Raw genomic sequence first — 12,021 nt, forward strand, 5'->3', positions numbered from 1 at the left:
CTGAGATGCAGACCGCGAACAAGTTCTCCGTATCCCGGTACGCGCCCGAGCGCGGCGCGATGGCCAAGCTCACCTCGCGCGACTCGGTGCTGCGCCGGCTCGACTGGCCGATACTCCTGTCGGCGCTGGCGCTGTCCTTCATCGGCTCCCTGCTGGTGTGGTCGGCGACCCGCAACCGGACCCAGCTCAACCAGGGGGACCCGTACTACTTCCTGGTCCGCCACGCCCTCAACACCGGCATCGGCCTGGTGCTGATGATCGGCACGGTCTGGCTCGGCCACCGCACCCTGCGCGGCGCCGTGCCGATCCTGTACGGGATCTCGCTGGTGCTCATCCTGGCCGTGCTCACCCCGCTCGGCGCCACCATCAACGGCGCCCACGCGTGGATCGTGCTGGGCGGCGGCTTCTCGCTCCAGCCCTCGGAGTTCGTGAAGATCACCATCATCCTGGGCATGGCCATGCTGCTGGCGGCCCGGGTGGACGCCGGCGACCTGGAACACCCCGACCACCGCACGGTGGTCAAGGCGCTGTGCCTGGCGGCCGCCCCCATGGGGATCGTCATGCTGATGCCCGACCTCGGCTCCGTCATGGTCATGGTCATCATCGTGCTCGGCGTCCTGCTGGCCTCCGGCGCGTCCAACCGCTGGGTGCTCGGGCTGCTCGGCTCGGGCGCGGCCGGGGCCATCCTGATCTGGCAGTTGGGCGTGCTCGACGAGTACCAGATCAACCGCTTCGCCGCCTTCGCCAACCCCGAGCTCGACCCCGCCGGTGTCGGCTACAACACCAACCAGGCGCGGATCGCGATCGGCTCCGGCGGGCTGACCGGCTCCGGGCTCTTCAAAGGCTCGCAGACCACCGGCCAGTTCGTGCCCGAGCAGCAGACGGACTTCGTCTTCACCGTGGCGGGGGAGGAGCTGGGCTTCCTCGGCGCCGGGCTGATCCTGGTGCTGCTCGGCATCGTGCTGTGGCGGGCCTGCATGATCGCGCGCGAGACCACCGAGCTGTACGGGACGATCGTGAGCGCCGGGATCATCGCCTGGTTCGCCTTCCAGGCGTTCGAGAACATCGGGATGACCCTCGGGATCATGCCGGTGGCGGGACTCCCGCTGCCCTTCGTCTCCTACGGCGGCTCCTCCATGTTCGCGGTGTGGGTGGCGGTCGGACTGCTGGAGTCGATCAAGGTGCAGCGGCCGATGTCGGCCTAGCCGGGGTCGAACTTCGGCCGGTTGCGCGGCCGAGCAGCCGTTCACCCTGCCTTCGTGATCCGTTCAGGGCTAAGTTCGATCCATGGCGGACACGAAGCGCGAGATCGAGCGCAAATTCGAGTTCACGACGACCCAGGCCGCACGGCGCGGAGTCCCCGACCTGACCGGCACAGCAGCCATCGCCGCGGTCACCGACCAGGGCACCGTCGACCTGGACGCCGTGTACTGGGACACCCCCGACCAGCGGCTCGCCGCCGACGGCCTCACCCTCCGGCGCCGCACCGGCGGCGCCGACGCCGGCTGGCACCTCAAACTGCCCGTCTCCCCGGGGGTCCGCGACGAGATCACCGCCCCCCTCAGCGACACCGTCCCGCGCTCCCTCGCCGCCCTGGTCCGCTCCCGCGTCCGCGACACCGGCCTGGAGCCCCAGGTCCGGCTGCTCTCCTCGCGCCGGGTCAGCCACCTGCTCGACGCCGGGGGAACCGTGCTCGCGGAGCTGTCCACCGACGCGGTCCGGGCCGAACGGGACCGGGCCACCGCCGCCTGGACCGAGGTCGAGGTGGAACTCGCCGACGACGTGGACCCGGCGCTCCTCGACGCCGTCGAGCAGACGTTCGCCGCGGCGGGGCTCAAGGTCTCCCACGCCCCCTCGAAGCTCGCCCGCGCCCTCACCGAGACCGGCCACGAGCCGCCCGGCCGGCCCGCGCCCGGCCTCGCCGAGGACACCGCGGGCGCACACGTCCTCGCGTACCTGCGCGCACAGCGCGACGCCCTGGTCGCCCACGACCCGGCCGTACGCCGGAGCCTGCCCGACTCCGTCCACCAGATGCGGGTCGCCGCCCGCCGGATGCGCAGCGCCTTCAAGACGTACCGCAAGGTCCTCGACCGCGCCGTCACCGACCCGATCGGCGAGGAGCTGCGCTGGGTGGCCGCCGAGCTCGGCGTCGACCGCGACCAGGAAGTCCTGATGGAGCGCATCCAGACCCGCATCGGCGAGATCCCGCGCACCCTCGTGCTCGGCCCCGTCCGCGGCCGGCTCCGGGTCTGGAACGCCACCCGCCGGTCCGGCTCCCGGCGGCGCGCGCTCGCCGTCCTCGACAGCAAGCGGTACGTCACCCTGCTCGACACCCTCGACGCGCTGCTGGCCGAGCCGCCGCTGCGCCCCGCCGCGGACCGGCCCGCAGGCCGGGTCCTGCCCAAGGCGGTGCGCCGCGACCACGAACGGCTCGCCCGCAAGGTCGCACACGCCTTGTCCCTGGAGCCCGGGCAGCCGCGCGACGTGGCCCTGCACGAGGCCCGCAAGGCCGCCAAACGCGCCCGCTACGCGGCGGAGGCGGCCCGGCCCGCCCTCGGCAAGTCCGCGAAACGGCAGGCCAAGGCCATGACGTCGGTGCAGAGCCTGCTCGGGGACCACCAGGACAGCGTGGTGGCCCGCGAGGCCCTGCGCGGCCTCGGGGCCCAGGCGACGGGCGCGGGCGAGTCCGCCTTCACCTGGGGCCTGCTCTACGCCCGCGAGGAAGCCGTCGCCGAGCGGCTCGAACGGGAGCTCCCCCAGGTGTGGGCGGCGGCCCGCGGAGCGGCCGCCTACTGAGGGGGGCGGCCCGATCACGGCGGCAGGGGGCCACCGCCCCTCGGGTTACGCTTGAGAGTCGCCCCCTGCCCGCTTCACGAAAGTCGCGTGATGTCCGAGTCGGTCTTCCCACAGCTCGAAGCTCTGCTCCCGCATGTGCAGAAGCCCATCCAGTACGTCGGCGGTGAGCTCAACTCCACCGTCAAGCCGTGGGAGAGCGCGGACGTCCGGTGGGCCCTCATGTACCCCGACGCGTACGAGGTCGGACTGCCCAACCAGGGCGTCATGATCCTCTACGAGGTGCTCAACGAGCGCGAGGGCGTGCTCGCCGAGCGCACCTACAGCGTCTGGCCGGACCTCGAAGCGCTGATGCGCGAGCACAACGTGCCGCAGTTCACCGTGGACAGCCACCGCCCGGTCGGCGCCTTCGACGTGTTCGGCCTGTCCTTCTCCACGGAGCTGGGCTACACGAACATGCTCACGGCCCTCGACCTCGCGGGCATCCCGCTGGAGGCCCGGAACCGCACGGTCGACCACCCCATCGTGCTCGCGGGCGGCCACGCGGCCTTCAACCCCGAGCCGATCGCCGAGTTCATCGACTGCGCCGTCATCGGCGACGGCGAGCAGGCCGTCCTCGACATGACCGAGATCATCCGCGCGTGGAAGGCCGAGGGCCGTCCGGGCGGGCGCGAGGAGGTCCTCTTCCGCCTGGCCAAGACCGGCCAGGTCTACGTGCCCGGCTTCTACGACGTCGACTACCTGCCGGACGGACGCATCGCCCGCGTCGCCCCGAACAAGTCGGGCGTCCCCTACCGGGTGTCCAAGCACACGGTCATGGACCTCGACGAGTGGCCCTACCCCAAGCAGCCGCTGGTCCCGCTCGCCGAGACCGTCCACGAGCGGATGTCCGTCGAGATCTTCCGCGGCTGCACCCGCGGCTGCCGCTTCTGCCAGGCCGGCATGATCACGCGCCCCGTGCGGGAGCGAAGCATCACCGGCATCGGCGAAATGGTCGAGAAGGGCCTCAAGGCGACGGGCTTCGAGGAGGTGGGCCTCCTCTCCCTCTCCTCCGCGGACCACTCGGAGATCGCCGACATCGCCAAGGGCCTGGCCGACCGCTACTCGGACGACAAGGTGGGCCTGTCCCTGCCGTCGACCCGCGTGGACGCCTTCAACGTGGACCTGGCCAACGAGCTGACCCGCAACGGCCGCCGCTCCGGCCTGACCTTCGCCCCCGAGGGCGGCTCCGAGCGCATGCGCAAGGTCATCAACAAGATGGTCTCGGAAGAGGACCTGATCCGCACCGTCGCCACCGCCTACGGCAACGGCTGGCGCCAGGTGAAGCTGTACTTCATGTGCGGCCTGCCGACCGAGACCGACGAGGACGTCCTGCAGATCGGCGACATGGCGGTCAACGTCATCGCCAAGGGCCGGGAGGTCTCCGGCCAGAACGACGTCCGCTGCACCGTGTCCATCGGCGGCTTCGTGCCGAAGCCGCACACCCCCTTCCAGTGGGCGCCGCAGCTGTCGGCCGAGGAGACGGACGCCCGCCTGGCCAAGCTGCGCGACAAGATCCGCGGCGACAAGAAGTACGGCCGCTCCATCGGCTTCCGCTACCACGACGGCAAGCCGGGCATCGTCGAGGGCCTCCTCTCGCGCGGCGACCGCCGCATCGGCGACGTCATCCGCGCCGTGTACGAGTCGGGCGGCCGCTTCGACGGCTGGCGCGAGCACTTCTCGTACGACCGCTGGATGGAGGCCGCGGAGAAGACGCTGCCCGCGTACGGCGTGGACGTGGCCTGGTACACGACGCGCGAGCGCACCTACGAGGAGGTCCTGCCCTGGGACCACCTGGACTCCGGCCTCGACAAGGACTGGCTCTGGGAGGACTGGCAGGACGCCCTCGACGAGACCGAGGTCGAGGACTGCCGCTGGACCCCGTGCTTCGACTGCGGCGTCTGCCCCCAGATGGACACGCACATCCAGATCGGCCCGACCGGCAAGAAGCTGCTCCCGCTGACGGTCGTCAAGTAGCGCGGCGCGCGACCTGCGCCCGATGTGCCCCCCGCCGGGAACGGCGGGGGGCACTTTGGTGTCCTTGGGGGTATGGAACTCGACAAGCACCCTGGTGGCGGCGGGGGCGAGGGCTGCCTCGCCGGCGTCGTACGCATACCCGTGAAGATCGTGGCGGTGCTGGTCGTCCTGCCCGTTCGGGTGGTGTGGGAGCTGCTCGTCGCCGCCGGGCGGCTCGCCCACCGGCATGTGCTCGCGCCGCTGGGTGCGGCGCTGCTGTGGGTGTACGAGCGGACCGTGCAGCCGGTGCTGCGTGCGCTCGGCCTCCTTCTCGCGACGCTGCTGAAGCTGGTCTTCGTCTGGCCCTGGGTGGGTCTGTGGCGGTACGTGCTCGCCCCCGTCGGGCGGGCCGGGTACGGGTACCTGCTCGCCCCGGTGGGGCGGTTCGTGTACGCGTACCTCCTGCGCCCGGTGGGCGAGGCGCTCCGCTGGGCGGGCCGCGGCGCGCTGCGCTGGCTGCTCGCCCCGCTGGCCAAGGGCGTCGTGTGGGTCGCGTGGCTGCTGGCCAAGGCCCTGTTCGTCTGGCCCTGGGTGGGGCTGTGGCGGTACGTGCTGATCCCGCTCGGCCACGGCCTGGTGTGGCTGGGGCAGGCGGTGTACGCGTACGTGCTCACCCCCGTCGGGCGGTACGTGCTGCGGCCCCTGTGGCTGGCGGTCGCCTGGATCGCCGGCGGGGTGTACCGGTGGGTGCTGGTACCCCTCGGGCAGGTCCTCGTCTGGGCCTGGCACGTGGCCGGGCGGATCCTGCGGGCCCTGGGGCGCGGCCTGCGGTGGGTCGGGCGGGTGCTGTGGTGGCCGGTGGCGCAGGTGTACCGCCATGTGCTGACCCCCGTGGGGCATCTCGTACGCGAGGTCTGGCGGACGGTCCGCACCACCGTCCGGGAGGTGCGCGCCGAGCTGAGGCGCACCCTGTTCGGAGCCCCGCCCCGGGAACCGGCGAGGTCACGGGCGCGTACTCTGGGTAGTAAGACAGCCGCAGGCAACGCGCCCGCCCCCTCCCTGCCCCGGCGGCAGGAATGAGCCGGAGGGCTAGGCGTGGCCGGCAGGCTCACCAGACCTCAGGGCGCCGCGCGAGCCGCGGAGCCCCGCACAAGGAGAAGAACCACTGGGCAAGCGACAGCCCGAAGGCCCACCGCCCGCACCGGTGGTGCAGCGCATCCGACTGCGCTACACCAAGCGTGGCCGCCTCCGGTTCACCAGCCACCGAGACTTCCAGCGCGCGTTCGAGCGCGCCCTGCGCCGCGCCGAGGTACCCATGGCGTACTCGGCCGGCTTCACCCCCCACCCCCGGGTCTCGTACGCGAACGCCGCGCCCACCGGCACCGGCAGTGAGGCCGAGTACCTGGAGATCGCCCTCGCGGAGCCCCGCGACCCCGAGAAGCTCCGCGAGCTCCTCGACGAGTCGATGCCCCTGGGCCTCGACATCATCGACGCCGTCGAGGCCCGCACCTCCGGGCTCGCCGACCGGCTGACCGCCTCCGTGTGGGAGCTGCGCCTGGAGGGCGTCGAGCCCGCCGAGGCCGAGCGGGCCGTGCAGGCCTTCCTCGCCGCCGAGACGGTGGAGGTGCAGCGCCGGACCAAGAACGGCATGCGCACCTTCGACGCCCGCGAGGCCGTGGTCGGCATCGAAGCCCTTCCTGCTCCGGCTGATAGGCCGCTGGACAATGCCTGTGCGATACTGCGGCTGGTTGTTCGGCATTTGACACCTGCCGTGCGACCCGACGACGTCCTGTCCGGTCTCCGAGCTGTGGCCGACCTGGCGCCGCCGGTCCCCGCAGCGGTGACCAGGCTGGCGCAGGGGCTCTTCGACGAGGAGTCCGGCACGGTGACCGACCCGCTCGCGCCCGACCGCGAGGCTGTCACGGCCGCCCCACCCACGGCCGCCGTGACCGCCGACGCGAAGGCGCCGGAAGGTCCCGCCGCGTAGGGATCGTCGTCGTAGCGCAGCCCTGGCACTCGGGAGCCACCTGGGTCGGGCCGCGCACTGACCTGAAGACTTCCGCCAGGCCGTACGGACAACGCGTACGGAACCGGCGGCCATGGACTACAGCTCCCGTGTGGCGAACGCGCCCCGGAGGCCGGTTCCGCGTTCATCGCGCGAAACCGAGCCGGACCGGACGTCAGCCGCGGCGCCCGGGAGCGTGACGGGAGAACCGCCCGCAATGCTCAGCAACGAAAACACCCCCGAAAGCGCTGACAGCAACAGCCCGAGCGACAACCTGCCCCCGCGCAGGCGTCGCCGTGCCGCGTCCCGCCCGGCCGGACCGCCCGGCGGCGCCGCCGCCGCGCCGGCCGCCCCGGTGACCGCCGAGGCCGTTGCTCCGGCCGTCGCCGAGGAGCCTGCCGCTCCTGCCCCGCGGGCCCGTCGCCGCGCCACCCGCGCCGTGGCCGCCCCGGCTGCGGAGGCCGCCGAGGCCGTGGTGGTCGAGGCTGCGGCCCCCGCCGCTGCTGCCGAGGAGCCCGCTGCCCCGGCTCCGCGGGCCCGTCGCCGTGCGACCCGTGCCGTGGCTGCGCCGGTGGCCGAGACCGAGGCCGCCCAGGCCCCGGCCGAGGAGGCTGCCGCGCCTGCTGCCGCTGCTCCGGCCGTCGCCGAGGAGCCTGCCGCTCCTGCCCCGCGGACCCGTCGCCGCGCCACCCGCGCCGTGGCCGCCCCGGCTGCGGAGGCCGCCGAGGCCGTGGTGGTCGAGGCTGCCGCCCCCGCCGCTGCTGCCGAGGAGCCCGCTGCCCCGGCTCCGCGAGCCCGCCGTCGTGCGACCCGTGCCGTGACCGCTCCGGCTGCGGAGAGCGCCGAGGCCGTGGTGGCCCCGGCCGAGGAGGCTGCTGCTGCCGCCGCTGCCGCCCCCGCCGCTGCCGAGGAGCCTGCTGCTCCCGCCCCGCGGGCCCGTCGCCGCGCCACCCGCGCCGTGACCGCTCCCGAGGCCCCCGCCGCCGAGGCCGCCGAGCAGGGGGCCCCGAAGGCCACCGCGACGGTCACCGTCGCCGACGCCGTGGACGCGCCGAAGCGCGGCCGCCGCCGCGCCACCCGCTCCGCCGCCCCGGCCGCCGCCGCCCCGCAGCCGGCCGCCGAGCCCGCCGAGAAGGCCGAGCCCGCCGCCCCGGCCCGTGGCCGCCGCGTCACCCGGCCCGCCGTGGCCGTGTTCCAGGCCCCGGTGTTCACCGAGCCGATGTTCCAGACCCCGGAGACCGCCGCCATGGCCGCCGCGGCAGCGGCTGCCGCGAGCGAGGCGGAGGAGGTCGAGGAGGAGCTCGAAGCCGAGCCCGAGCCCGTCCAGGCTCCGGCGCAGCCCGCCGGTCGTCGCCGCCGCCGTGGCCGCGGTGTCGCCGAGGCCGCCCCGGCCGAGGTGGAAGCCGCCCCCGAGGAGCCCGAGGTCGAGGCCGAGGTCGAGGCCGAAGCCGAGTTCGACGAGGAGGAGGCCGACGAGACGGGCGAGCGTCCCTCCCGCCGCCGCCGTCGCGGTGGCCGTCGCCGCCGCCGCGGTGAGGCCGCCGACCTGGACGAGTCCGTCGAGGAGGAGGCCGAGGCCGCCGAGCAGGAGGCTGCGGAGCAGGAGGCCGAGGAGGAGGAAGAGGACGAGGCCGAGGAGGCCGGCGCCCTCGGTTCCAGCTCCAGCCGTCGTCGTCGCCGCCGTCGCCGCCGCAGCGGTGAGCCCGCCGACGTCACTGCCGAGGCCGCGCGCGAGGAGGACGGCGTACGCACCGTCGTCAAGGTCCGCGAGCCGCGCCCGGCGCGCGAGAAGGCCGAACCCGGCTCGGGCGCCGACGAGGTGCAGTCCATCAAGGGCTCGACCCGTCTGGAGGCGAAGAAGCAGCGCCGCCGCGAGGGTCGCGAGCAGGGCCGCCGCCGTGTGCCGATCATCACCGAGGCCGAGTTCCTGGCCCGCCGCGAGGCCGTCGAGCGCGTGATGGTCGTCCGCCAGAACGGCGACCGCACCCAGATCGGCGTCCTTGAGGACAACGTGCTCGTCGAGCACTACGTCAACAAGGAAGAGGCCACCTCGTACGTCGGCAACGTCTACCTGGGCAAGGTCCAGAACGTGCTGCCGTCCATGGAGGCCGCCTTCATCGACATCGGCAAGGGCCGCAACGCCGTCCTGTACGCCGGCGAGGTCAACTTCGAGGCGCTCGGCATGGCCAACGGGCCGCGCCGCATCGAGTCCGCCCTGAAGTCCGGCCAGTCCGTCCTGGTCCAGGTCACCAAGGACCCGATCGGCCACAAGGGCGCCCGCCTGACCAGCCAGGTCTCGCTGCCCGGCCGTTACCTGGTCTACGTGCCCGAGGGCTCGATGACCGGCATCAGCCGCAAGCTGCCCGACACCGAGCGCGCGCGCCTGAAGACGATCCTCAAGAAGATCGTCCCCGAGGACGCGGGCGTCATCGTGCGCACCGCCGCCGAGGGCGCGAGCGAGGACGAGCTGCGCCGTGACGTCGAGCGTCTGCAGGCGCAGTGGGAGGACATCCAGAAGAAGTCGAAGCAGATCACGACCTCTTCGCCGAGCCTGCTGTACGGCGAGCCGGACATGACCGTCCGGGTCGTGCGCGACATCTTCAACGAGGACTTCACGAAGGTCATCGTCAGCGGTGACAGCGCCTGGGAGACCATCCACGGCTACGTCTCGCACGTGGCCCCCGACCTGGCGGACCGGCTCTCGCGCTGGACCTCCGAGGTCGACGTCTTCGCGACGTACCGGATCGACGAGCAGCTCGCCAAGGCGCTCGACCGCAAGGTGTGGCTGCCCTCGGGCGGCTCCCTTGTGATCGACAAGACCGAGGCGATGATCGTCATCGACGTCAACACCGGCAAGTTCACCGGTCAGGGCGGCAACCTTGAGGAGACCGTCACCCGGAACAACCTGGAGGCGGCCGAGGAGATCGTGCGCCAGCTGCGGCTGCGCGACCTCGGCGGCATCGTCGTCATCGACTTCATCGACATGGTCCTGGAGTCGAACCGCGATCTGGTCCTGCGGCGGATGCTGGAGTGCCTGGGCCGCGACCGTACGAAGCACCAGGTCGCCGAGGTGACCTCGCTGGGCCTGGTCCAGATGACCCGCAAGCGGGTGGGCCAGGGGCTGCTGGAGTCCTTCTCCGAGACCTGTGTCCACTGCAACGGGCGCGGTGTCATCGTGCACATGGAGACGCCGAGCGCGATCGGCGGCGGCAACGGCGGCAAGCGCGCCAAGCGCCGGGGCGGCCGGGGCCACGAGCACGACCACGAGACCGAGGGCGTCGAGACGGCCCAGGTGGCCGAGGCCGAGGTCTTCGAGGTCGAGACCGAGGCCGAGCTGGCCGCCGAGGTCGCCGCTCCCGTGGCGCTGCCCGAGCCGGCGTTCGTCCCGGACGAGGAGCTCTACAGCAGCGCCGCCGAGGCGGAGGCCGCGGCGGGCCTGAGCGGCCGTCGCAACCGCCGCCGTGCCACCCGCAAGGCGACCGCTCCGGCGGGCGCCCCGCGCGGTGCGGCCGCACCGGCCCCGGTGGCCGAGGCCGTGGTCGAGCCCGTGGTCGAGGTCGAGGACGAGCCGGTGACCGAGCCGGCCGAGACGGTGCTGGAGCCGGTCTCGGAGGTCGTCGCCGAGGCGGTGGAGGCCGCCGAGACGGTCGAGGCCGCCCCCAAGGGCCGTACGCGTCGCCGTGCGACCCGCAAGGCGACCGCTCCGGCGGGCGCCCCGGCCCCCGCGGCCGAGGCCGCCCAGGCTCCGGCCGCGGAGCAGGAGCCGCAGACGCAGCCCGAGCCCGTCGCGGAGCCCGTCGCCGAGGCGGAGCCCGAGGCCGCCGCCCAGGTCGCCGAGGCCCCCGTCGAGGAGGCCGCCCCGGCCCGTCCGCGTCGGCGTGCCACCCGCAAGGCCACCGCACCCGCCGGTTCGCCGGCCGGCGCCGCGGAGGCGGCCGTCGTGGTCGTCGAGGCCCCTGCCGCCGAACCCGAGGCCGCCCCGGCCGAGGCCGGTGCAGCGGAGGCCGAGGAGGCTGCCCCGGCGGCCAAGAAGACGGTCCGCAAGACGGCCGCCAAGAAGGCCCCGGCGGCGAAGAAGGCCCCGGCCAAGAAGGCGACCACCGCCAAGAAGTCGACGGCCGCCAAGAAGACCGTCGCGAAGAAGGCGACGGCCAAGAAGACCGTGGCGAAGCGGGCGACGAAGAAGACCGCGGCGGCCGAGCAGCAGACGCCGCCGTCCGTCTCGGCTCCGACCGAGGCCTGATCCGCTGTACGGCCGGGGCCCCGCCGCGAGGCGGGCCCCGGCCGTGCGGGGCCTGGAGGGCCCGGTTTGACCCTCCGGAAGCAGCCCCGTAACCTAGACCGTCGGCATGTCCTAGATGGTTACGTCTAGTGCGCGTCGCGCTCCTGAGCACCTTCCTCCCGCTGAGCACCACATGCAGGAGAGGCCGCTCGTCCAATCCGGAACAGTGCGGGCCCCCGGGCCCTGCCTGAGCGGCTGGCTTCAGGAGCATCCGTCCCGAGTGAGAGAGAGATCCGCGTGTACGCCATCGTGCGCAGCGGTGGTCGCCAGCACAAGGTTGCTGTCGGCGACATCGTTGAGGTTGACAAGATTTCCACTGCCAAGGTTGGCGACACGGTCGAGCTCTCGACCCTGCTCGTTGTCGACGGCGACGCCGTGACCTCCGACCCGTGGGTCCTGGCCGGCATCAAGGTCCAGGCCGAGGTCGTGGACCACCACAAGGGCGCCAAGATCGACATCCTGCGCTACAAGAACAAGACCGGCTACCGCCGTCGCCAGGGTCACCGTCAGCAGTACACGGCGATCAAGGTCACCGGTATCCCCACGGCTGCGAAGTAAGAGGGACTGAGACATGGCACACAAGAAGGGCGCATCGTCCACCCGGAACGGGCGCGACTCCAATGCCCAGCGGCTCGGCGTGAAGCGCTTCGGCGGTCAGGTCGTCTCCGCCGGCGAGATCCTCGTCCGCCAGCGCGGCACCCACTTCCACCCGGGCGCGGGCGTCGGCCGTGGCGGCGACGACACGCTGTTCGCGCTGCAGGCCGGTGCCGTGCAGTTCGGCACGCACCGTGGCCGCAAGGTCGTGAACATCGTTCCGGCCGCCTGATCTTCCGATCTGGGCGTTCGTAACTTTTCGAGGGCGGATCTCGTCTCTTTCCGGCGCAAGCCGGGAAGAGAGGTCCGCCCTCGGCGCGTTTGCACGTACACACGTTCAATGAGGGCAGCA

At 73.0% G+C, this 12,021-nt stretch carries 8 protein-coding genes; all 8 read left to right on the forward strand.

The window, feature by feature from the left end; translation table 11 throughout:
• Window positions 1-5: 5 nt before the first annotated feature.
• The 8 genes from rodA (at window position 6) to rpmA (ending at window position 11,901) form a co-directional block, all read left to right on the forward strand.
• On the forward strand, window positions 6-1,205 hold the full coding sequence (rodA, locus tag AC0666_RS04950; protein WP_468967928.1) for a rod shape-determining protein RodA: 1,200 nt from the start codon (window positions 6-8) through the stop codon (window positions 1,203-1,205).
• Window positions 1,206-1,287: 82 nt separating this feature from the next.
• Window positions 1,288-2,796 carry a CYTH and CHAD domain-containing protein gene (locus tag AC0666_RS04955; RefSeq protein ID WP_468967926.1) on the forward strand — a complete coding sequence of 503 codons (1,509 nt, stop codon included), beginning with the start codon at window positions 1,288-1,290 and terminating at the stop codon, window positions 2,794-2,796.
• An 87-nt stretch (window positions 2,797-2,883) separates the two neighbouring features.
• Window positions 2,884-4,809, forward strand: coding sequence for a TIGR03960 family B12-binding radical SAM protein (locus AC0666_RS04960; protein WP_478707107.1), 1,926 nt, complete (start codon window positions 2,884-2,886; stop codon window positions 4,807-4,809).
• Between the two features lie 72 nt (window positions 4,810-4,881).
• Window positions 4,882-5,868, forward strand: a complete 987-nt coding sequence (locus AC0666_RS04965) for a hypothetical protein (RefSeq protein WP_468967924.1) — start codon at window positions 4,882-4,884, stop codon at window positions 5,866-5,868.
• Window positions 5,869-5,995: 127 nt separating this feature from the next.
• Window positions 5,996-6,775, forward strand: coding sequence for a TIGR03936 family radical SAM-associated protein (locus AC0666_RS04970; protein ID WP_468968525.1), 780 nt, complete (start codon window positions 5,996-5,998; stop codon window positions 6,773-6,775).
• Window positions 6,776-7,010: 235 nt separating this feature from the next.
• A complete protein-coding gene (locus AC0666_RS04975; protein WP_478707108.1) occupies window positions 7,011-11,036 on the forward strand; it encodes an Rne/Rng family ribonuclease in 4,026 nt (1,341 codons plus the stop codon).
• A gap of 276 nt (window positions 11,037-11,312) precedes the next feature.
• On the forward strand, window positions 11,313-11,633 hold the full coding sequence (gene rplU, locus AC0666_RS04980; RefSeq protein WP_045947825.1) for a 50S ribosomal protein L21: 321 nt from the start codon (window positions 11,313-11,315) through the stop codon (window positions 11,631-11,633).
• Between the two features lie 13 nt (window positions 11,634-11,646).
• Window positions 11,647-11,901, forward strand: a complete 255-nt coding sequence (rpmA, locus tag AC0666_RS04985; RefSeq protein ID WP_008738950.1) for a 50S ribosomal protein L27 — start codon at window positions 11,647-11,649, stop codon at window positions 11,899-11,901.
• Window positions 11,902-12,021 lie beyond the last annotated feature (120 nt).

The organism is Streptomyces sp. NPDC043680, from assembly GCF_056436685.1.